This is a genomic window from Micromonospora nigra (assembly GCF_900091585.1).
GTDB lineage: Bacteria > Actinomycetota > Actinomycetes > Mycobacteriales > Micromonosporaceae > Micromonospora > Micromonospora nigra.
In genome coordinates this window covers 5,838,769-5,860,313 of sequence record NZ_FMHT01000003.1, presented here as the reverse complement: position 1 = coordinate 5,860,313, position 21,545 = coordinate 5,838,769, and the positions used below count along the sequence as shown (strand labels likewise).

Below are 21,545 nucleotides of genomic sequence, written 5' to 3'. Positions count from 1 at the left end.
CGTCCACGCTCACCGCGTCACCTCGTCCGGGTGGACGTCCCGGGCGCAGCGGAAACCACTGAAGATCTGACGCCGGACCGGGTAGTCCCAGTTGCGGAAGGTGCCCCGGCAGGCGGACCGGTCGGTGCCGAACGACCCCCCGCGCAGCACCCGGTGGTCGTCGCCGAAGAACACCTCCGAGTACTCCCGGTAGGGGAAGGCGCGGAAGCCCGGATGCCCCCGGAACGCCGTCGACGTCCACTCCCACACGTCGCCGATCAGCTGGTGCACCCCCAGCGGCGAGGCCCCGCCCGGGTACGCGCCGACGGACGCCGGCCACAGGTGCCGCTGCCCCAGGTTGGCGTGGGCGGTGGTCGGGTCGTCGTCGCCCCACGGGTAGCGCCGGGACCGCCCGGTGGCCGGGTCGAAGCGGGCCGCCTTCTCCCACTCCGCCTCGGTCGGTAGGCGCTTGCCGGCCCAGGTCGCGTACGCCTGCGCCTCGTGGAAGCAGACGTGCACCACCGGCTCGTCGTCGCGCACCGGCGACCAGCGGCCGAAGCGCCGGTACGCCCAGCCGTCGCCGTCGCGCCGCCAGTGCATCGGCGCGCTCAGCCCCGCCTCCCGCCGGTGTCGCCAGCCCTCGGCGGTCCACCAGCGCGGCTCGTCGTAGCCGCCGTCGGCGATGAACGCGCGGTACGCCCCGTTGGTCACCGGTGTCGCGTCGATCGCGTACGCCGGCAGGTCGACCCGGTGAGCGGGCCGCTCGTTGTCCAGCGCCCACGGGTCGGTGTCGGTGCCCATGGTGAACGGGCCCGCCGGCACCAGGACCTCCCCGCCGACCCGTACGGCCGGCTCGGGCGGCGGCGGGGCGTGCAGCACGGCCCGGCCGGCACGCAGCTGGTGGGTGGCCAGCATGGTCTCGTCGTGCTGCTGCTCGTGCTGGATGATCATCCCGAAGGCGAAGCCGTCCGCCACCAACGGCCGGTCGCTGAACGCGAGGCCGTCGAGCAGGTCGAACACCTTGCTCCGGACGGTGTCCACGTAGGCACGTGCCTCGGCCGGCGGCAGCAGCGGCAGCGACGGGCGGTCACGACGGGGCTGCTTGAAGGCGTCGTACAGGTCGTCGATGTCGTGCCGGACCGGTTCCCGGCCACCGACGTCACGAACCAGCCACAACTCCTCCTGGTTGCCGACGTGGGCCAGGTCCCAGACCAGCGGGGACATCAGCGGCGAGTGCTGCCGCATCAGGTCCGCGTCGTCGACGGCGTCGGTCAGCAGCACCGTACGGGCGCGGGTGCGCTCCAGTTCGGCGGCGATGCGGCCACGCAGCTCCTCCGCGCCCGTACGCCCGGTCGTGGTCCCGGTCACCGGTCTCCCCTTCCCGCGGCGGCGCGGCGCCGCCGTACGCCTCGGTCGATCTCGTCGTGCAGGGCCGCCGGCAGCCCGAGCCGGGGCAGGGCGGTCAATGCCAGGTCGAGCAGCCTCGCCGCGGCGGCGGCCAGGGCCGGATCCGCCAGGCCGGCGCGGGCGGCGGCGGACCAGCGGTGCGCCACCCCGGTCGCCGCGGCCCTGGCCTCGGCCGTGATGTCGGCGCCACTGAGCAGGGCGGCCAGCACCGCCAGCGGTATCCGCCAGCCGTCACCCGGCTGGGTGTCGAGGTAGCGCACCTCCAGGTAGCCGCGCGGGCGCACCGGCGGGAACAGGGTGCTGAGGTGGTATTCGAGGTCGTCGGTGGTGGGCGGCCGGGGTAGCGCGCCGTCGAGCCAGTCGGCGAAGGTGACGCCGGCCGGGGCGGTCCAGTCGCCGTCGGCCGCGCGCAGGCACAGCAGCGGGGCGGCGAGGGCGTACGCCGTCCAGGCCGCGACAGGGTCCCGGTCGGCGGTCTGCGGCGTCCAGACCGGGGCGGTGCGGGCGGGGTCGATGTCGCACCAGGCAGCCATCCGGGCCGACGCCCACCCGGTGGAGCGCCCGGCGTGCCGGTGGGCGGTGGCGAAGGCGGCCAGCAGCGGCGGCCCGACGGCGTGCAGCATGGCCCAGCGGGCGGGAACCTGGTCCGGTTGGCCGGCATCGAGGCAGATCTGCAGGCCGGCGGTGCTGTACATCATGGTCCGCCCGGCCGGTCCGCGACGGTCGAACATCGTGCGCATGGCCCGGTAGCGGGGCGTGTCGAGGACCGCGCGGGGCACCCGGTGCGGGTCGATGCCGCTGTGTCCGAGGACCAGTCCGGCCGCGCGCAGCAGGCCGGTGAGCTGGGCGATCTCGGTGCCGGTGGCGGCGATGAGGGTGGTGAGGGAGGGCTGCGGAGGGGTGGAGATCTCCACCTGGCCGCCGGGTTCCACGGTCACCGTGCCGCCGTGCCCGAGCCGCAGGGCCGGGCTGGCGGGGTCGAGGGTGGCGGGGCTGTGGTGCCCGAGCGCCGCCCGCAGTCGCGCCGCGTCCACCGCACGGGCGGGATCGGCGGCGTCGTGGACCGTCCATTCCAGTTCGACGCCGGTGTGGGTCGGGGGGCCGGTCTTGAAGCAGATCCGGGCGAGATGACCCGCCGCGGCGGCGTGGTCCCGCAGGACGTTGATCGTGTCCACCTCGGGCGACGTCACCACAGACCGGGCTCCCTTCCCCGCGCCTACTTCGACCGGTGTCACCGTACCGCGACCCACCGTCATCGACGGGGGCGTCCACAGCGTCACCATCTTGTGTCTAGCAGAGGAACTCCGGGTGCCGGGCGGATTCCGGTGTGCCGGGTCGGCCGGGAGGGACCGGAACGGGGCGGAGCGGGGCCGGAAGCGGTGGCGGTGGCGGGTGGTCAGTCGGCGGGGGGCGGCGCGGTGCTCGGGTCGGAGCCGGCCCGCGGGGCGGACGCCTCCTGCGGGACCAGCCCCTCGCAGTACGCGGTGACCTGGTCACGCCCACCGGCTGCGGCGACCAGTTCGGCGAAGGCGGGAGTGTCGAGGGCGCGCTCCCGCTGCCGCGGGGACTTCGCCAGGTAGGCCCGGCACTTGCCCGCCAGGTCGGCGGTGCTGTTCGAGTCGCCGGGCGCGGTGCCACCGCTGGTGGAGGGCGTCGGTGAGGGGGCCGGGACGGCGGTGGCGCCGTCGGGCGGGGCGGTGGTCGCGCCGTCGGGGGTGGTGGGCGCCCCGGTGGTGGAGTCGTCCCGGCCGTCGGTGGCTGTCGGATCCGCCGTCGCGGACGCGGTGGCCGGGGCGGTGGGCGGTGCGGGTGCCTGGGGCCCGGGCGGCGGCGGTGCGGTCGGCTGGTCGAGGGCCGCCGCGGCGAACGCCGCTCCGGCGGTGGCGACGGCGGCCACGCCCGCGAGCCAGGCCACAGCACCGGCGGCGGGGCGACGACGACGTTGCGGCGCGACCGGGGCGGGGCCGGCGGCCCGGGTGGCCCGGAAGGCGGCCAGGGCCGCTTCCTCGCCGGCGAGTTCGTCGGGGCGAGCCGGGGCGGCGGCGGCGTGCAGTACGCCGGCCACGGGGTCGGCCGCCGGGTCGCCGGTGCGGGGCGCGGCGAGGAGGGCGTCGAGGTCGGCCGCGTCGGGCCCGGACCGTCGGAAGATCATCCTGATGTCCCTCACGTCAGCCGTCCGCCGGTTCGATGTGCGGCGTCTGCCGGGGGCGGGCGGCGCGCGGCCGGGGCGGGGTCGCCGGCTGCGGGTTCGTCGCCGGCGTGCCGGGATCGACGCGGTCGGCACGGTCCAGGAGGGCGGCCAACCGGCGCAGACCCCGGTGGGCGGCGGTGCGGACGGCACCGGCACGGCGACCCAAAACCCGTCCGGCGGACTCGGCGTCGAGACCGACGACCGCCCGCAGCAGGACGGCCTCGGCCTCCCGGGGCGGTAGCGACGCGATCAGGGCGAGCGCGGCCTCGGTGCCGATGGTCTCGCCGGCCCGTTCGGCGGTGTCGACGTCTGCGGCGAGGTCGGCGAGGGCCTGCACCGGGACCGGCAGCGCGGGGCGTCGCCGCTGGCGGCGCAGGTGGTCCATGGCCCGGTTGCGGGCGATGGTCACCGTCCAGGCGCGGAACTCGCCGCCGGTGAAGGACGACAGGTCACGGGAGACCTGGAGCCACGTCTCCGAGGCCACGTCCTCCGCGTCGGCGCCGACCAGCGCCGTGAGGTAGCGCAGCAGGCCGGGTTGGAGGGTGCGGTAGAGATAACGGAAGGCCCCCTCGTCGCCGGCCTGGGCCGCGGCGACAGCCTCGGTCAGCTCACCGGACACGGGGCCCCGTCCCCCGCTCGTCGACGGCACCCCGGCGGTGTGGACCGGGGGTGGGTGTGACGCCTGCCCGGCCCGTCGAACAGACCTGTCCGCGCACCTGGGCCCCCCGTTGGCATGGTCGTGCCGGGACTGGCTGCCCGGTCGGAAGGTCGGCCACGGCTCGCGGACGACCGCGGCTCGCAGCGGCGACGTCGGCGGCGGACCTGAACCGGACCAATGACAGGAGCACGACCCACCGCACGCGTCGCCACCGGCGGAGCCGAAGGTGAGAATTGTCTATCACACCGGACGGCGGTTCGCCGTAACGCGGTCGGTGGTCGTGACGCCCACGCGCCCGCCCGTGACGCCACGCGCCCGCCCGTGACAGCCACGCGCCCGCCACGGCCCACCCGGGGCCCGAGCGGCCCGGGTCCGGCAGCGATCCGGCGGGCGTCGTCACCGTACGCGTCCGGCCGGTGACGCCGATCCCGCTGGGGCGGTGGGTCCGACCGCGTGGCGGGCCCTCGGCGACCCGAAGGCGACCCACCGCGGCGAGCCGGGTGCCCGGGGAGTGGGTACGGTTATGCTGTGTTGTCATCGGAGGTCGTACTCAGCGGTCGGTACCGCCTGGACGAGCGTGTCGCCACCGGCGGCATGGGCGACGTCTGGCGCGCCTCCGACCTGGTGCTGGGCCGGCAGGTCGCGGTCAAGGTCCTGCTGCCCGCGCTGGTCTCCGACCCCGACTTCATCGCCCGGTTCCGCGCCGAGGCACGGATCATGGCGGCCCTGCGCCATCCGGGAATCGTCCAGGTCTTCGACTGCGGCGAGGACGACCTGCCCGACGGCGGCCGGGCCGACTACCTCGTCATGGAGTTCGTCACCGGCCAGCCGCTGTCCAAGCGGATCGAGGCTGAGGGTCGCATCGACGTCGCCGAGACCATGTCGATCGTGGCGCAGGCGGCCCAGGCCCTGCACGCCGCGCACCTCGGTGGGATCGTGCACCGGGACGTCAAACCGAGCAATCTGCTGGTCCAGGAGGACGGCACGGTCGTGCTGGTCGACTTCGGCGTGGCCCGTTCGTCGAACGTGACCAGCATCACCAGCACCAACGCCGTGCCCGGAACCGCCCTCTACATGGCGCCCGAGCAGGCCGCCGGGCGGCCCGTCTCCGGTGCCACCGACCTGTACGCCCTCGGTGCCGTCGCCTACTGCTGCCTGACCGGCAGCCCGCCGTTCACCGGCGACAATCCCCTCCAGGTCGCCGTCCGGCACCTCGACGACGAGCCACCGGAGCTGCCGCACGACGTTCCCGAGGCGGTCCGGGCGCTGGTCGCCCGCGCGCTGGCGAAAGACCCGGTGGACCGGTTCTCCAGCGGCGCGACGATGGCCGAGGCCGCCCGCGCCGCCGTCTCGGGCAGTTCGACGGCGACGGCGACGGCGCTGGTCGCGCCGGCGGCCCCGCTGCGCGGCGCCGGGCCGGACACCCGGACGGACCTGCCGGTCGCGGCGGTCGGCGGGGCGGCGGGCCGGCGTCGGCGGGGCGCCCTGGTGGGCGCACTGACCGCCGTTCTCGTCGCGCTCACCGCGCTCGGTGCGGCTCTGGGCGCGACCGACACGGCCAACACACCGGCGGTGAACCTGCCGACCACCGCTCCCGCGAGCGAACCGGGCGACGTCGAGGCATCACCGAGCGAGGAGCAGCCCGGGACGGACCCGCTGCCACCGATGCTGCCGGCCGGGTCGACCGGAAGCCCGACGGAGTCCGCGTCGCCGCAACCGACGACTCCGCAGCCCAGCGACTCCATCCCGCCGACGTCCCCGGCTCCGGTGACGACCTCGCCGGCGCCGGCGCCGACGACCGGCGAGCCGGGACCGACCACGCCGACCACCGGCCCGACGCCGACCACCACCACGGCACCCCCGCCGGACTCCGGCGGGGGTGGCAACGACGGCGGGAACGACGGCGGGGCCGGCGGCACCGGCGGGGCCGGCGGCGGCGACGCCACGGGGGTCACCGGCTGACCCGGCTGTCCCATGAACCCCGGTTTCCCCGAATCGGACGTACGGCACCACCCTGCGCTCTAGTCTCCTTACCGGGAGTTATCGCATCTGGTGTCGGGAGTCCGGGTGAACGTGGAGAAGTTGGTCGTCATCGGCCAGGGATACGTCGGTCTGCCGCTGGCCATGCGGGCGGTGGAGGCCGGCCTGGACGTGATCGGCCTCGATGTCGACGCCGACCGGGTCAAGCGCCTGGCGTCGGGGGATTCCTTCGTGGAGGACATCCCCGCCGACCGGCTGGGGCGCGCCCTCAGCAGCGGTCGCTACCACCCGAGCACCGAGTACGCCGACGCGGGCGGGTTCGACATCTGCGTCATCACCGTGCCCACGCCGTTGCGCGACGGCACCCCCGACCTGAGCTTCGTGGAGCAGGCCGGCGTCGGCATCGGCCCGTACCTGCGCCCCGGCTGCACGGTCATCCTGGAGTCGACCACCTACCCGGGCACCACCGAGGAACTGCTGCGCCCCCTGCTCGAATCGGCCAGCGGGCTGCGCAGCCCGGGCGACTTCCACCTCGGCTACAGCCCCGAGCGCATCGACCCGGGCAACCGGATCTGGCGGCTGGAGAACACCCCGAAGGTGGTCTCCGGAGTGGACGCGGCGGCCCTGGAACGGGTCGACGGCTTCTACCGGCGGCTGGTGGAGCGGACCGTGCCGGTGGACTCCACCAAGGTCGCCGAGCTGACGAAGCTGCTCGAGAACACCTTCCGCCAGGTCAACATCGCCCTGGTCAACGAGCTGACCATGCTCTCGCACCACCTGGACATCGACGTGTGGCAGGCGATCTCGGCGGCGGAGACCAAGCCGTTCGGCTTCATGGCCTTCCGGCCGGGGCCGGGCGTGGGCGGGCACTGCCTGCCGATCGACCCGTGCTACCTGTCCTGGCAGGTCAAGCGCCGACTCGGTCGCCAGTTCCGGTTCGTCGAGCTGGCGAACGACGTCAACCACGCGATGCCCGAGCATGTGGCGCAGCGCGTCATGGCCGGGCTGAACCGCACCGGGCGACCCGTGACCGGTTCCCGGCTGCTGCTGCTGGGGCTCGCCTACAAACGCAACACCGGCGACATGCGCGACTCGCCAGCGGTGGACGTGGCCCGCCGGTTGCTGGACCTCGGCGCGGAGGTGCACGCCGTCGAGCCGTACGCCGAGCCGCACCACCTGCCCGGCGGCGTGGTCATGGTCGACCTCACCGAGCGGGAACTGCTCGCCGCCGACGCGGTGGTGGTGGTCACCGACCACGACGTGTTCGACTACGACCTGGTGGTACGCCACGCCCGGTACGTCTTCGACACCCGGCACCGGTGCGGCGGGCCCACGGTCGAACACCTCTGACGGCGCCGCCGCCGACGCACCGACACGACCAGGAGCCGCTGCCCCCGTCGTCGGGGTCAGGCCGGCAGCAGGTCGCGCATCCGGTCGATCTCGACGTTCTGCTCGGTGGCGACGGAGTTGGCGAACTCCTGCAGGCGCTGGTCGGCGCCCACGCCGAGCAGGTCGACGGACATCTGCACCGCCCCGCGATGGTGGTCGGTCATCATCCGCACGAACATCCGGTCGAACTCGACGCCCCGGGCGGCGGCCAGGCGGCTCATCGCCTCCGGCGACTGCATGCCCCTCATGGCGCGGTGGTCGTGGCCAGCCACCTCGGCGGACAGGCCGCGTTCGGTGAGCCAGGCGCGCAGCACCCCGATCTCCGGGGCCTGGCTGGCCCGGATCCGGTCGGCCAGGGCGCTGATCCGTGGGTCGGCGGCCCGCCCGGCGGCCAGCTGGGCCATCTCCAACGCCTGTTCGTGGTGGGGGATCATCATCCGCACATACCACGTGTCGAGGGTGTTGTGCCGCGGCGGCGCGTCGGCGCGGGCCTCGCCCGCCGGGCGGGTGACGGCGGCCTCGCCGGGCCGGCCGGGCACGATCACGACGGGCCCGCCGGTGGCCGGTGTGGTGGTTGCGGCGACCGGTGCGGCGGTGGGCCCGGCCGGCCGGTCGTCGCCATCGTCGACGACCACGGCGGCGACCAGGACAGCGGCGGCCACCGCTGTGACGACGGCGAGCAGCCGTCCACGTCGGGCGGTCATGCGACCTCCTCTCCGGTCGAGGTCGCAGCGATCGTATCCACTCCCGACAGCACGCTAATGTGATCCAGATCACATCGATGACTCTCGTCGGAGAGTAAGGTACCGACCATCGAAATCCCCCTTTCGAAGGGCGTCGCCGATGATCAGCTTCACCATGCCACGGGGGCGGCAACTGCGCTTTGTCAGTCTGGCCGCGACCGGCATCCTCCTCGCCACCGTCGCGGCGGCACCACCGGGCCACGCCCGGACGGTGACGGAGGCGGCCGAGCCCGCCGCCGCGGCGGCCGTCGAGGCCCCCCTGGGCGTCGACGAGATCTCCAGCAGCCCCAACCTGCGCCAGATCGCCAACCTGCCGAAACAGGCGCCGTTCGACACCACCGCCGCACTCGGCACCGACATCGCCTTCCAGGGCAGGTACGCGTACGTCGGCAACTACAACGGGTTCGTCGTCTACGACATCTCGCGGCCGAGCGCCCCGACGATCGTGTCCCAGGTGCTCTGCCCGGGGGCGCAGAACGACATCTCCGTCCACGGTGACCTGCTCTTCCTGTCCACCGACTCGTCGCGCAGCGACGACTCGTGCGCCAGCACGTCCCAGTCGGCGACGGTCAAGGAGTCCTGGGAGGGCATCAAGGTCTTCGACATCAGCGACAAGGCCAACCCGCGCTACGTCGCCGCCGTCGAGACCGCCTGCGGCTCGCACACCCACACCCTGGTCCCGGCCAAGCGGGGCCGCTCGGTCTACCTGTACGTCTCCTCGTACAGCCCGCGGGCGGAGTTCCCCGACTGCCAGCCGCCGCACGACTCGATCAGCATCGTCAAGGTGCCGCTGCACAAACCGGCCGAGGCCGCGCTGGTGGCCACACCGAACCTGTTCCCCGACGGCGGGTACGAGGGCCGGCAGGGCGGCTCGGCGACCAGCGGGTGTCACGACATCACCGTCTACCCTGCCAAGGACCTGGCCGCCGGCGCCTGCATGGGCGACGGGGTGCTGCTGGACATCAGCGACCGGGAGGCGCCCCGGGTCATCAACCGGGTCCGGGACACGACCAACTTCGCGTTCTGGCACTCGGCCACCTTCAACAACCGCGGCACCAAGGTGGTCTTCACCGACGAGCTGGGCGGCGGCAGCGGGGCCACCTGCAACGAGACCGTCGGCCCCGAGCGGGGCGCGAACGCCATCTACGACATCACCGGCCGCGGTGACGCCCGGACGATGGAGTTCCGGAGCTACTACAAGATCCCGCGGGTCAACGCCGCCACCGAGAACTGCGTCGCCCACAACGGCTCGCTGATCCCGGTGCTCGGCAAGGACATCATGGTCCAGGCGTGGTATCAGGGCGGCGTCTCGGTGTGGGACTTCACCGACTCCCGCAAGCCGAAGGAGATCGCCTTCTGGGAGCGCGGGCCGCTCTCGGACACCCAGCTCATCGTGGGTGGCGCCTGGTCCACCTACTACTACAACGGGCACATCTACTCGTCCGACATCCAGAAGGGCCTGGACGTGCTCGAACTCAACGACTGGCGGACCTGGACGGCCAAGTTCGTGCACTACCCCCGGCTCAACGTGCAGACCCAGCCCTGGTACCTGAGCTGGTGACGCCGGCCCCGGCGTGACATCCCGCAACAGCACCGGGCCCGACCCCGACCGGGGGGGCGGGCCCGGCCCGCGTCCCGGGGCACCATCGACCGCGGTTTCTTCCCGACCGTCGCGGGTACCACACCCGTCACGAACGGGAGGAAGGTGACCATGAAGCGCAACGAGTACCACGTCGTGCCGAACGGTGGCGGGTGGAAGGTCGAGCAGGGCAGCAACGTGGTCGGCACGTACGACACCAAGCAACGCGCGGTCGACGCCGGCCGCGAGGCCGCCCACGCCCACGAGCCCAGCCAGCTCGTGGTGCACACCGCCGACGGTCGCATCGAGACCGAGTACACCTACCAGAACGATCCGTACCCCCCGGCCGGCTGACCGGTGCCACCACCCCGGCGGCCGGCGGGACCACCTTTCTTCAGGCGGTGCCGCCGGCCGCCGGTCGACCCGTCGACAGCCGACCGACGCAACATCTGACGGAAGCCCGTCACCCGGCAGGCCTGGCGTAACTGTCCACCCTGGAAGCTCGTTGAGCCGCACAAACCCCGAGCATGATCGGAGCACCATGGTTCAGCAGCACGACAACCAGGTGGGGACGGACTCGACCGGCGCACCGGAGTACCATCCGCCGACGATCCGGCGCCTGGGAACTCTCGCCGAGTTGACCAGAGGCGGCACGGTGGGGCCGGACGACGGGCTGGGAGGCCAGGGCGACGGATCGCTCTGAGCCACCGAGCCACGGCACACCGGTCCACTCCTGATGCTCCAAATCCGTCAGGCGGCACGGTGGTTCGGCAGGCTCCGCATCTTCGGCGGACTCGATCTGGAGGTGGCGGCGGGGAACCGGTTGTTCCTGGGCGGCCCCAACGGATCGGGCAAGACCACGTTGCTGCGGTGCCTGGCCGGAACCCTCGCCCTCGACTCCGGGCGGGCCACGGTCGACGGCCATCCCGTCGGCTCGTCGGCCGCCCGCCAGCTGACCGGCGTCTGCCTCGCGCCGGAACACCGCCTCTACGAGAAGCTCTCGGCCCACCAGAACATCGCGTTCGTCGCGCGCCTGCGGCTGCCGTGGCGGGTCGTGCGCGGTGCCGTGGCCCGGGTCGAGGAGGAACTCGACATCGTCGGCTACGCCGCCGTCCCGGTGGAGCGTTGTTCGGCCGGGATGCGGGCGCGGGTCAGCGTCGCCCGCGCCCTCGTCGGCACGCCCGCGCTCCTGCTCCTGGACGAACCGGGGCGGTCCCTCGACGAGCACGCCCGAGGCCTGTTGTGGCAGGCCCTCGACCGGCGGTCGGAACTCACCGTCGTCGTCGCCTCGCACCAGACCGACGACCGGAGCCGGTGTCAGCAGGAACTCACCCTGACGGCCCGGATGACGCCACCGACCCGGACCGACCGACCGTCGACCGACCGCGCCGGTGCCGCTGGCCGGCCGTCGACGGTCGGCCTCGCCGCCACCGTCCTCGCGCTGGTCCGCCGTGACCTCGGCGAACGTCACCTGCTCCGCTGGCCGCTGCTGCTCGACTTCGTCTTCGGAGTGGTGAACCTGGTCGTCTACCTGTTCATCTCCCGGGTGCTGACCCCGTCGACCGACGGGGGATTCCCCTCGGCGAGCTACTTCGACTTCGTCGCCGCCGGCCTCACCTTCATGCTCGTCGTACAGGCCGCCACCAGCCAGTTAACGTCCCGGGTGAGCCGGGAGCAGCGCAGCGGGACGTTGGAACTGCTGGCTGCCCAGCCACTGCCGGTGGGGGCGCTGGCCGTCGGGCTGGCCGGTTACCCGTTCCTGTTCGCGCTGCTGCGGGCCGCCGTCTACCTCCTCGTTCTCGGGACGCTGCTCGGCCTGCCCGTGGCACGGGCGCACTGGTGGGCGGTGGCGGCCCTCCTGCTGGTCGGCGGTGCGGCCATGATGAGCGTCGGCATCGCGCTGGCGGCGATCGCCGTCGTCGTCGGGCACGGCGACGCGATCGCCCGGCTGGCCGTCGTCGGGCTGTCCTTCCTCTCCGGTACGTACTTCCCGGTCACCGCCCTGCCCGGCGTCCTGCCGGAGCTGACCGTCGTGCTGCCCAGCCGCCTCGCGCTGGACGGCCTGCGCGGGGCCCTGTCCGGCGGGCCGTGGGCCATGTCCGTCCTCACGCTGCTCGCCGCCACCGCGCTGCTGCTGCCGATGTCGATCCTGCTGTTCCACCGGGCGCTGGCAGTGGCCGCCCGGCGGGGAACCCTGACCCGCGAGTGAGGTGCCCATGCTCCGGCCGATCCCCTACGACATCTGCACCGGCACCATGCTGGGTGTGGGCCCGCCGGTCCGCTGCGCTGCGGCGACCGTCGCGGACCCGCTCGTCGCGCTGGAACAGGCCGTGCTGCCCGCCCTGCGCAGGCCACCCTGCGTCGTCAGCTTCTCGGGTGGGCTGGACTCCTCGCTCGTCCTGGCCGCAGCCGTCCGGGTCGCCCGGCGGGAAGGACTACCGGACCCGGTCCCGGTCACCTGGCGGTTCACCGGTGCGCCTCGGGCCGACGAGTCCGCGTGGCAGGACCGGGTGGTGCGCGCGCTGGCCGTCGGCGGGTCGTGGCAGGTCCTGTCGGCCGACGACGACCTGGACCTGGTCGGTCCGGTGGCGCGCAGGCTCCTGCACCGGTACGGAGTGCTGCACCCGGTGAACCTGCACCTGCACCTGCCGATCGTGGAGATCGCCGCCGGCGGCTCGCTGCTCACCGGTCTGGGCGGCGACCAGGTCCTGGCGGGATGGCGACGGCCACCGCCCACGTCGACCCGGGCCCGGGTGGGGCGGCTGCGCCACGACGTCCGCGCCTGGCTGCGCCGCCGACGCCTTCCGCTGGCGGGCTTCCCCTGGCTGCACCCGCCGGTGGCCCGCGAGGTTCACCGGGCGTACCGCGCGGAGCAACGCCACGAGCCGAGGCCGTTGGGCGCACGGATCGACTGGCACCTGCGACGCCGTGACCTACTGCTGACCTGTTCGGCCTTCGGCGCGGTCGCCGCCGACCACGACGTCACGCTGATCCATCCGCTGCTCGACGGTGGGTTCCACACGTCGCTGGCCGAGCGTGCCGGGCACCGCCGCCACGTCTCGCGGGACGCCCTCGTCGCCGAGATCTCCGGCGGGTCGTTGCCCGCCGAGATCACCTGGCCGCGCCGCAAGGCCCGCTTCCTGGAGGTGTTCTTCCGGGACCCGACCCGCGGATTCGTCGCCTCGTGGGACGGCACCGGCGTGGATCCGGATCTGGTGGACGTCGCCGCGCTGCGTGAGCTGTGGTCCCGGTGGCCGATACCGGGCGGCACCGCCGGGCTGGTGCAGCAGCTCTGGCTGGCGGCCAACCCGCCGCCGCCCCGGCCCGCACCCCGCGTGCCGGCGAACAGATCCGAACCTGACACGGAGGTGACATGGTGACCCAGCAGGAGACCGTGCACCGGGTGGACCCGGTTCGGGTGGCCTGGCGGCTGGCCGGCGAGGAGGTGGTCGTCCTGGACACGGCCCGGTCGGTCTACTTCGGGCTCGACCGCAACGCAACGTTGCTCTGGCAGCGCCTGGTCGGTGGGGCGACCAGCACCGAACTGGTCGCCACGCTCATGGAGGGCGCCCGGGTTGACCGGGACCGGGCGAGTGCCGACGTGGCCACCTTCCTCGACGAGCTGCTCCGGCACGACCTGCTGCAACGTCCCTGATCGCCCGGCGCCGCTAGCGTCGCCCCGCCCACGCCTCAGCGGCTCCGCGCCGCGGCGTCAACCAGGCGGGTGGGACGGGGCGGCGTAGGATCTCCACCATGGCCTCCCGCTCGGCGTCGCTGTCACCGTCGAGCCAGGCGTGCGCGTGGAACCCGGAGCTGGGGGCGGTCACCACGATGACGACCGTGCGGGCGACCCGCTGACCGCCGTACCACCGTTGCAGGACCAGGCAGCGTTCCGAACAGTTGGCCCCCGTCCGACGCAGCACTCCGCGCACCACGCCGGGGTGGGCGGCGGCGACGTCCGGGGGCCCCGGCAGCCGGATGTCGTCCATCGTCCGCCGGCTGAGTTGGGCCCGCACCGACCGGACGGCCCGCGCCGCCCAGAACGCGGGGCGTACCGCCGGAAGGCCACCCCGGCGGTACGCCCCGACCAGCGCCCGCGCCCGCGAACGGCCCCGGTCAGTCACGGTCGGCGTGCCGGACGAACCGGGCCGCCGCACGCAACTCGTTGGCCGCCCGGGGCAGGCTGGCGGTGTACCGGGCGGTCCGCACGAGGTAGGCCAGCAGCAGCCCGGTGCGGCCACTGCGGGCCAGGGCGCTGGTGTGCCACAGCGCGGCCGGCCGGGGGAACAGGTGCGGCGCCAGGTGCCGCAGCCGCTCCCGGTTGGTGGGTAGGTCGGCGAGCCGGGCCAGCACCTGCGCGGGGGCGGTGGCCTGCCGGGCCCTGGTCCACTGGGCCAGAGTCGCCCGGCGGGGCAGGCCCAGCTCGGCGGCCAGCACGGCGCCGGCGGGTGCCAGGCGCAGCCCGAACGCGAAGAACGGCAGCGCCCCGCACTGCCCGGCGAGACCGGCCGCCGCCCTCCAGACCTCGGGCGTGAAGACGTCCAGTGCGCGCTCCAGGTCGGCGTACGGCCGGGTGGAGGGGCCCGGACTGGCCGCGTGCAGGGCGACCTGCAGGGCCGTGCCGGGCCGGTCGGGCACCAGGATCCACCCACCGGCCAGCCGCACCCGCTCGACCGAGGCGAACAGGGTGTTCCAGAACGCCTCCCGGTCGGGCACGCCGTGGAAGCCCCGGTGCAGGTCGACGGTGAGCGGCACCGGCCCCGGCACCGACCACGGGCGCTCGTACCAGTGCAGGCGCGGATCCGGGCAGCCATCGGGCAGTACGCTGCGGTAGCCGAGGTCGGCCAGGGAGCGCTCCGCGAGGTCGAACGTGGCGGGGGCGACCAGCAGGTCGACGTCGGTGTAAGCCCGGCGACCCTCGGTGCCGAGCCGGCGGGCCAGTCCGGCGCCCTTGAGCAGCACGGCCGGCACCCTCCGGTCGGCCAGGGCGGCGCAGGTCGCCACGGCGGTCGCGTCGAGGGCAAGCTGGCGGGCGGCCGCGACGGTCGCCGAGCGGCTCACCGGACCCCTCCGGCCACCCGTTGCGCGTCGAGGGTGCCCTCCACCACGCGGTGGGTGGCGACCAGCGCCGACCAGTCCCGCGGCCGGGTGAGGTCCCAGGCGGGCAGCGCCCCGATCGTCAGCAACGCCGCCGGGTCCGAGGGCAGGCGGGGCCAGGACCGCTGCCCGGCGAGCCGGGCCAGCAGGACCGAGCCGGGCACCCTGGTCAGCTCCACCGCCCCGCCCCAGCGGAGGAAGATCCAGCCGCCCAACGGCACCCTCGGCTCGATCGGCGGCAGTGCGACGCGTACCCGGTCACCGGCCCGGACCAGCCGGCCGGGCTGCCCGGTGCCCGGCACGGGCTGCCGCAGGTCGACGCAACGAGGGCCGGCGTACACGTGGTTGCCGTCGACGACCAGGATGTCGTCGGCGACCACCGGCACGTCCCGGGCGGCCAGGGTGGCGAGCAGGCTGCTCTTGCCGGCGGTACGCGGGCCGACCACCGCCCAGGCCCGCCCGCCTTGGACGAAGGCACCACTGTGGAAGGTCTCCCGCCCGGCCCACCGGTTGAAGATCGTCGCCACCGGGGCCAGGTAGGGGTGGGCCAGCACGTCCGGGGTGAGGGCGGGGCCGTAGAAGGTCGCGGTCCCCCGGAGCCGGTCCACGACCAGGGTCCGCCCGTCGGCGAGCACCCGGATCCCCCGTTGGGTGTCCGTCGGGGCCGGGGGCGGTGGCGGCCCGGTCGCCTGGCGGACGTGCACCGCGATGTGGCCGTCCCCGGCCTCGCCGGGCGCGGAGAGTTCCTCGACCCCGTCGAGCCCTCGCACGCACAGGCCGTAGACGAACCGACCGCCTGTCGACATGGTCCCCCTTCCCGCTCTCGTCAACGACCGGTGTGGCGGACACGGTGCGGGTGGCCGCTCGTCGTCGAGCGGCCACCCGCACCGTGCCGCACGTCAGCGCAGAGTGCCCCGGATGACGCTCAGCTTCCTCGACTCGGCCAGTCGGCGGGCGTCCAACTCCCGCTGTCTGGCTGCCTTCGCGCCCTTGAGGTCCTTCACCGCGGTCGGCACCGCCCCGCCGCCGAGGGCGTCGATGTCGTAGGCGATCCAGAACGGTCCCGGCTTGTCGACGGCGAAGGTCAGGGCGATGTGCACCTGGCCGCCCGGCCGCAGCCCACCGAGATCGAACGGGATCTCCAGGGTGGTGGCCAGCCCGCCGCCCGGCGGGTCGGTGGCGGGCCGGTCCATGGACAGGTTCCGCACCAGCAGCGTCCGACCGTCACTGATGGTTATTGAGCTGGTCGGGTTGGCGGGATTGACCAGGCGCAGGTGCGAGTGCACCGCGGGCGACGTCGGGCCCGGGTACGGCGCACCGTTCTCCTGGCTGAGGCTGGTGATCCGCACCCGCGCCTGGATGATCGGCGCGCTGCTCCGATTGGTGATGGTTCGGCGGATGACCAGCATGTTCGGGGTGCGGACCCGGTTGGGCGGAGCGCTCTGGGCGGCTGCCGGGTCGAGCAGCGTCGACTGCATGGCGGCGTTCTGCTGGTAGCTGCCCAGACTGTTGCGGGGTGACGGGGTGCCCAGCGCCGACGGCACGCCGTTGATCGGCCCGAGCACCGTGGACACCAGCCGGAAGTCCGCGGCGGTGTCGTTGGTGTCCTGTGGCCGCCCGCCGACCATCAACCGGGTCCAGGCATGGTGGACGAACGGTGGACCGCTGAACGCCGGCAGCGGAGTGTTCTCGAAGTAGCCGGGGGTGGGGCCGGCGGCGTCGACCAAGGTGTTCGCCGCGTCCGGGGCGATCAACCGCAGGCCACCCTGGCCGAGGCTCGGCACGACCAGGTCGGCTTGGATGTTGGTCAACGAGTATCCGACGGCGGCCACCAGGAATCCGCGGCGCGGCGGGATCGGCCGTGCGCTGCCCGGCAACACGACGGTCGGCCCGCCGGGGACCTGGATCTGGAATCCGACGAGCGGCAGGAGCAGGTCGGTGGCGTTGTACAGCGAGACGTACTGGTCGGTGAGGCCGGTGATGCCGGACTGGGCGAACTGTTGGATCAGCACCTGGCCGTTGACTGCCGAGACCTCGACGTTGACGGTGTTCGACACGGCCTCGCCCAGTGGGTCGACCCCGTCGTACTGGGCGCGGAACTGGTTGACCCCGAAGGCCGGCACCTGGATGTCGAAGGAGGCCCTGTTGAGCTGCACCGGGAAGGTGCCCAGCGGAGTCTCCACCCCGTTGGGCTGCTCGTCGATGAGGGTGATGGAGCCCTCGGCGACCCCCGGGCCGATGATGGCGTCGAAGTGGACGGCCGTGCCGAAGGTGGTCGCGTTGGTCGAGGCGATCAGGGTGATCTCGCTGGCCGGCTGGATCACGAGCCGGATGTTGCGGGTGGCGCTGACCCCGTTGGCGTCGGTCACCCGCACCGTGAACAGATAGGTCCCGGCGGCGGTCGGCCGGCCGTGGAGCAGGCCGGTGCCCGGGGCTAGGGTCAAGCCGGGCGGCACCGTGCCGGCGGCCAGCGACCAGGTGAACGGCGCGGTCCCGCCGATCACGGTGAACTGGTCGGCGTAGGGAGCGTCGACCTCGCCCAGCGGCGGGTCCGGGAAGTTCAGCACCGGGGCCCGGTTGATCACGAGGATGATCAGCCGGGTGCCCGTGTGGCCGGCCGAGTCCACCACCCGGATCACCAACGGGTAGTCACCCTCGACCGCCGGCACGCCCGAGATGCCGTTGGTGAGCGGGTTGAGCAGCAACCCCGGCGGCAGGGTGCCCGATTCGACGGACCAGACGTACGGCGGCACGCCGTGGGTGACGTTCAGGGTGGCGACGTAGGCGACGCCGACGGTGCCGGAGGGCGGTGGGTCGAACAGCAGCGTCGGCGACACGTTCGCCGTGACCTGATCCGACAGCGCCGACGGGGCTCCGATGCCCTCGGCGTTGCGGGCGGACACGGTGAACCGGTAGGTCGTGGTCGGGGTCAGGCCGGTGACGGTGTTCGTGGTGGCCGGGCCGAAGCTCTGGGATGCCTGCCGGACTCCGCCGACGTACGGGGTGATCACGTAGCCGGTGATCGGCAGGCCACCGCTGGGCCCGGGCGTCCAGCTCAGCACCGCCGACGCGGTGTCGGCGGTGACCGCGATGATGGTCGGCGGGCCGGGCAGGGCCACCAGCCGGGCGGCCTTCGAGCGCGGGCTGGCCGGGCCGGTGCCGACCGCGTTCTTCGCGGCCACCGTGAAGGTGTACGTCCCCCGCTTGGTCAGCCGGGGCACCTTCCGGGTGGTCTCGGCGGCGTCGAAGGACCCGGACTTCTCCTTCTTGCCGTTGCGGTACGCCGTCAGCACGTAGCCGGTGATGTCCGCGCCCCGGGCGGCGGGGGCCTTCCAGGTCACCGTGGCCGTGGTGCCTCGCCGGGTCGCGGTGGGTGCCGCCGGCGCGGCCGGCGGTCGGGGCCGGACGGCCGGAGTCGGATCGGCCTCCGCCTCGACGGTGACGGTCGGGGCGGCGAGCGGACCCCGCTGGGAGGTCAGGGACGAGATGGGCACGGCGGACCGGTCCGGGGCGCGCGCCGAGGCGGCGGGAGGCACGACGAGCAGGCTGGCGAGCAGGACGAGGACGGCGACGAGGGCCGCCCGCGGATGGACACGGTGCACCAGGGTCATGTGGTTTTCTCCCTCTGCGGGAACGGTGGAGACCGCCACGGAAGGGAGGAGGCAGCAGAGCCGGTCTGTCGTCTGGAAGTGCGCATGCCTGTTGCCCAACCGCTTTGGCGAGGAAATCTGATCCGCCCTCACATTCAGTGACGGATGCCTATTGATTTCTACCATTTCCGCAGTTCAGATGGCATAAGGTGCAAGCCAAAATCGCCCAGGGCGACAGCGCAGCGCAGGCCGAGTCGGCTATCCGACTCGGCCTGTCGAGGGGCCGGACGGCAGTCGGCCGCCCGCGCCGGCCCGGTGTGGCAGATCGCCTCAGGCCGCCATCTCGGTCTCATACGCCCGGCGCAGGCGCCGCGCTGCGAACGGGGCGAGGCACACGTGCCAGACCCGCCCCTCGTCGACCACGTTGATCTCGCCGGCCCGCTGACGGGCCAGCAGGATCCCGGCGAGGGCGTCCCGCACCCCGGGCCGGTCCCATCCCTCCCCCGCCAGGTCGGCGGCCCAGCCCAGGCAGTGGGCGCTGGGCACCAGAGCGGCGTGCCCGAGGCGACGCAGCCGGTGCTGGTGCTCGCGACTGCGGACCAGGCTGGTCACCCACATCGGCGGGCTGCCGGGCGGAGCGGTCGCGGCGAACTCCCGGCCGATGTCGTTGAGCAGCGCCACGACCTCGCGGCGGGCCCGGGGGAAGATCAGGCCCTCGGCACGCGGGGTGGCGACGGGTCGCAGCCGGTGCCGCACCGCCCGCATCCCGCGACCGAACAGGGTTCGGGGCTGCTCGGCGTAGCGGAAGCTCAGCAGATCGCGGCGGCGCAGCCACTCCAGGTCGACCAGTTCGGTGCTGCGCGGCACCTCGTCGTCGGTGAGGAAGGGGACGGCGTCCCGCCACCACATGATGTCGATCCGGGACAGCAGATAGCCGCGCACGAGCGCGGTCAGGTCGGCGCAGCTGTGCGGGCCGGGCTGGTGGCGGGCCATCTCCAGCAGCAGGGTCTCCCGCGCCCCCACCAGGCCCTGGCTGGTGGCGTCGAGCACGACGGCGATCGCGGGCTCACGCAGTCGCTGGTCGACGAGGACCTGCCGGGCCGCCGCACCGGGGGCGCCGGCGAGGGCCCCGACCTCGACCAGGAGTTCGGCCACGGCGGCCCGGTAGGCGTCCAGGTCCGGAACCGGGGACGCGGGGCCGGGCGGGATGGACGGTGGCCGGCGGCGGACCGGGAAGCCGGGCGGGCCGGACCGCTGACCCGGGCTCCGACTGGGCACTCGCATGGTCAGCCCCTTCCCTTACCGTGGCTACTATGTCGCACACAGTAACCGCCCGTTACGGGAGGAGCCCGAACAATCCTCCTATCCGCCCCGAAGGTGGACCGACACCCCCGGGTCCGCCCCGAAGGGCGACCGACACCCCCGGGTCCGCCCCGAAGGGCGACCGACACCCCCGGGTCCGCCCCGAAGGGCGACCGGCATCCCCCGGTCCACCCCCGAAGCGTGACGGGCGTCCCCGGCGGGGCGACCGGGCCCGCACCGCCGCCGGGTGCCGGACCCGTGCGGGCCCGGCACCATCACCGGCAGCGGCAGCGGCAGCGGCAGCGGCAGCGGCAGCGGGTCAGAGCTTCTCGTAGCAGGGCCGATCCAGCGTGTACGCCTGCGCCGTCGGCCCGGTGAACAGGTCCCGCACCAGGGTCACCCCGGTCGGCGAAGCCTGGTCCGGCTTGTAGATGGCGGTCACCCGGACCGCGCCGTCGTTCGGGCCGGCGGCGTAGTTGCCGGCGGTGGCGGGCAGCATCCCCTCGTAGTCCACGCTGGTCAGCGACGTGACCGCCGTGAGCAGACCGGCCCGGGTCAGGTCGCCGTCGGCGACCGCCTTGGTCAGCGCCGCCTTCATCGGGTACGACCACACCCAGCCGGCGGTGTAGCCGTCGTTGGGGGTGACCCCGGGCAGCGCCTCGCGCAGTGCCCGGTGACCCGGGGTGTCGCTGCTCCAGGTGTGCCACGGCGCGGACTGCTCGTAGCGGGCCAGCAGCGCCGGGGCGGCCGGGCTCTGCAGCAGCGCCGGGTTCCAGGTGGGACTGGTGCCGATGAACCGGCCGGCGTAGCCCCGGGCGACGGCCTGGCCGACGATGGTCGCCGCGTCCGCCGGCCCCATGGTGAGCACCACCAGGTCCGGCTTGCCGGCAAGAACGGCCTGGATCGCCCCGGCCTGCTTGTCCGCGCCCGAGTCGGTCTTGACGGCACTGAAGGTCATCCCGAGCGACTGCGCGGCGAGTTTCACCCCGGCCGCGGCGTCGTCGCCGTAGTCGCCGGCCAGGTGCACGGCCATGACCGACTTCGGGTTGTACGCCTCCCGCGCGTAGTCCAGGGCGTTCATCGACTCGACGCAGTAGTTGGCCCCGGACTCGACGATGACGTCCTCGAACGCGTAACCCGACGTCCACGCGGCGGGAGCGGCGATCACGTTGTTGGCCTTCATGTCGGCCAGGATCGCCCCCGTGGTGGGTGAGCCGAGGCTCTGCGCCAGCGCCAGAACGTTCGGCTTGATCTCCTGGTAGGCCTGGTTGTGGGTCTGCGGGTTGTACTTGTTGTCGCGTACGTGGCGAGTGACGTCCACCTCGTAGTCGCCGATGCCGCCGGCGGCGTTGACCCGCTTCCAGAACGCCTTCTGCGCGTCGGTGATCGGCACCGCCAGGGCCCGGAACGGCCCCTCGGTCAGGTCGGAGATGATGCCGAGATAGATGCAGCCCTTGTTCGTGTCGACCGCCTCCGGGCACGGCTCGGAGGTGACGCCCACGTCCGTCTTGATCCCGGAGTCGTCGGTGGTGGTGTCACCGCCCCGGCAGGCGGTCAGGGTTCCGGCCAGCAGGACCACGGCCGCCCCGAGGGCGATCCGCGACGTCGGTCTTCCCATGGCTTTCCTCGC

The 21,545-nt window shown here is 73.7% G+C and carries 19 protein-coding genes; 8 read left to right on the top strand and 11 right to left on the bottom strand.

All coding sequences use genetic code 11. From position 1 onward, the window contains the following. Positions 1–9 precede the first annotated feature (9 nt). The 4 genes from egtB to GA0070616_RS25670 form a co-directional block, all read right to left on the bottom strand. Positions 10–1,347 carry an ergothioneine biosynthesis protein EgtB gene (gene egtB, locus GA0070616_RS25685; RefSeq protein WP_425412971.1) on the bottom strand — a complete coding sequence of 446 codons (1,338 nt, stop codon included), beginning with the start codon at positions 1,345–1,347 and terminating at the stop codon, positions 10–12. Next, a complete protein-coding gene (gene egtA / locus GA0070616_RS25680) occupies positions 1,344–2,579 on the bottom strand; it encodes an ergothioneine biosynthesis glutamate--cysteine ligase EgtA (RefSeq protein ID WP_091088641.1) in 1,236 nt (411 codons plus the stop codon). The genes egtB and egtA overlap by 4 nt, the downstream gene beginning before the upstream one ends. 203 nt (positions 2,580–2,782) lie before the next feature. Then, positions 2,783–3,538, bottom strand: a complete 756-nt coding sequence (locus GA0070616_RS28375) for a hypothetical protein (RefSeq protein ID WP_091088637.1) — start codon at positions 3,536–3,538, stop codon at positions 2,783–2,785. A 16-nt stretch (positions 3,539–3,554) separates the two neighbouring features. Continuing rightward, positions 3,555–4,196, bottom strand: a complete 642-nt coding sequence (locus GA0070616_RS25670) for an RNA polymerase sigma factor (RefSeq protein ID WP_091088633.1) — start codon at positions 4,194–4,196, stop codon at positions 3,555–3,557. Positions 4,197–4,763: 567 nt separating this feature from the next. Here GA0070616_RS25670 and GA0070616_RS25665 point away from each other — a divergent pair. Together GA0070616_RS25665 and GA0070616_RS25660 are read left to right on the top strand one after the other, a co-directional pair. Next, complete coding sequence (locus GA0070616_RS25665; protein ID WP_091088629.1) at positions 4,764–6,197, top strand: serine/threonine-protein kinase; 1,434 nt, start codon at positions 4,764–4,766, stop codon at positions 6,195–6,197. A 105-nt stretch (positions 6,198–6,302) separates the two neighbouring features. Further along, complete coding sequence (locus tag GA0070616_RS25660; RefSeq protein WP_091088625.1) at positions 6,303–7,565, top strand: nucleotide sugar dehydrogenase; 1,263 nt, start codon at positions 6,303–6,305, stop codon at positions 7,563–7,565. A gap of 56 nt (positions 7,566–7,621) precedes the next feature. On the opposite strand, the gene GA0070616_RS25655 is transcribed toward GA0070616_RS25660, so the two are convergent. Beyond that, positions 7,622–8,308 (bottom strand): DUF305 domain-containing protein, encoded by a 687-nt coding sequence (locus GA0070616_RS25655; RefSeq protein WP_091088622.1) that lies wholly within the window; start codon positions 8,306–8,308, stop codon positions 7,622–7,624. A gap of 139 nt (positions 8,309–8,447) precedes the next feature. Between GA0070616_RS25655 and GA0070616_RS25650 the strand changes: the two genes are divergently transcribed. The 6 genes from GA0070616_RS25650 (at position 8,448) to GA0070616_RS25630 (ending at position 13,581) form a co-directional block, all read left to right on the top strand. Beyond that, on the top strand, positions 8,448–9,908 hold the full coding sequence (locus GA0070616_RS25650; RefSeq protein ID WP_091088620.1) for an LVIVD repeat-containing protein: 1,461 nt from the start codon (positions 8,448–8,450) through the stop codon (positions 9,906–9,908). Between the two features lie 150 nt (positions 9,909–10,058). Continuing rightward, the gene (locus tag GA0070616_RS25645) at positions 10,059–10,280 is read left to right on the top strand and encodes a DUF2188 domain-containing protein (protein WP_091088616.1); all 222 of its coding nucleotides are present in this window, start codon (positions 10,059–10,061) and stop codon (positions 10,278–10,280) included. Between the two features lie 187 nt (positions 10,281–10,467). Then, positions 10,468–10,629: a lasso RiPP family leader peptide-containing protein gene (locus tag GA0070616_RS27810; protein ID WP_139128997.1), complete on the top strand. Its 162-nt coding sequence runs from the start codon at positions 10,468–10,470 to the stop codon at positions 10,627–10,629. Positions 10,630–10,662: 33 nt separating this feature from the next. Then, positions 10,663–12,135 carry an ABC transporter ATP-binding protein/permease gene (locus GA0070616_RS25640; protein WP_091088612.1) on the top strand — a complete coding sequence of 491 codons (1,473 nt, stop codon included), beginning with the start codon at positions 10,663–10,665 and terminating at the stop codon, positions 12,133–12,135. A gap of 7 nt (positions 12,136–12,142) precedes the next feature. After that, positions 12,143–13,306, top strand: a complete 1,164-nt coding sequence (locus GA0070616_RS25635) for an asparagine synthase-related protein (protein ID WP_091088608.1) — start codon at positions 12,143–12,145, stop codon at positions 13,304–13,306. Then, positions 13,300–13,581, top strand: coding sequence for a PqqD family protein (locus tag GA0070616_RS25630; RefSeq protein WP_091088605.1), 282 nt, complete (start codon positions 13,300–13,302; stop codon positions 13,579–13,581). The genes GA0070616_RS25635 and GA0070616_RS25630 overlap by 7 nt, the downstream gene beginning before the upstream one ends. Positions 13,582–13,594: 13 nt before the next feature. Here the strand turns inward: GA0070616_RS25630 and GA0070616_RS25625 are convergent, their stop codons facing one another. The 6 genes from GA0070616_RS25625 to GA0070616_RS25605 form a co-directional block, all read right to left on the bottom strand. Continuing rightward, positions 13,595–14,050, bottom strand: a complete 456-nt coding sequence (locus tag GA0070616_RS25625) for a lasso peptide biosynthesis protein (protein ID WP_091088601.1) — start codon at positions 14,048–14,050, stop codon at positions 13,595–13,597. Continuing rightward, positions 14,043–14,987: a nucleotidyltransferase family protein gene (locus tag GA0070616_RS25620; protein WP_139128996.1), complete on the bottom strand. Its 945-nt coding sequence runs from the start codon at positions 14,985–14,987 to the stop codon at positions 14,043–14,045. Before GA0070616_RS25620 ends, GA0070616_RS25625 begins: the two co-directional genes overlap by 8 nt. Further along, positions 14,984–15,829 carry a hypothetical protein gene (locus tag GA0070616_RS27805; protein WP_139128995.1) on the bottom strand — a complete coding sequence of 282 codons (846 nt, stop codon included), beginning with the start codon at positions 15,827–15,829 and terminating at the stop codon, positions 14,984–14,986. The genes GA0070616_RS25620 and GA0070616_RS27805 overlap by 4 nt, the downstream gene beginning before the upstream one ends. Before the next feature lie 93 nt (positions 15,830–15,922). After that, complete coding sequence (locus GA0070616_RS25615) at positions 15,923–18,634, bottom strand: fibronectin type III domain-containing protein (RefSeq protein WP_175440204.1); 2,712 nt, start codon at positions 18,632–18,634, stop codon at positions 15,923–15,925. 309 nt (positions 18,635–18,943) lie between these two features. Beyond that, positions 18,944–19,897, bottom strand: a complete 954-nt coding sequence (locus GA0070616_RS25610; RefSeq protein ID WP_091088593.1) for a DUF5715 family protein — start codon at positions 19,895–19,897, stop codon at positions 18,944–18,946. A gap of 337 nt (positions 19,898–20,234) precedes the next feature. After that, on the bottom strand, positions 20,235–21,533 hold the full coding sequence (locus tag GA0070616_RS25605) for an ABC transporter substrate-binding protein (protein WP_091088589.1): 1,299 nt from the start codon (positions 21,531–21,533) through the stop codon (positions 20,235–20,237). Positions 21,534–21,545 lie beyond the last annotated feature (12 nt).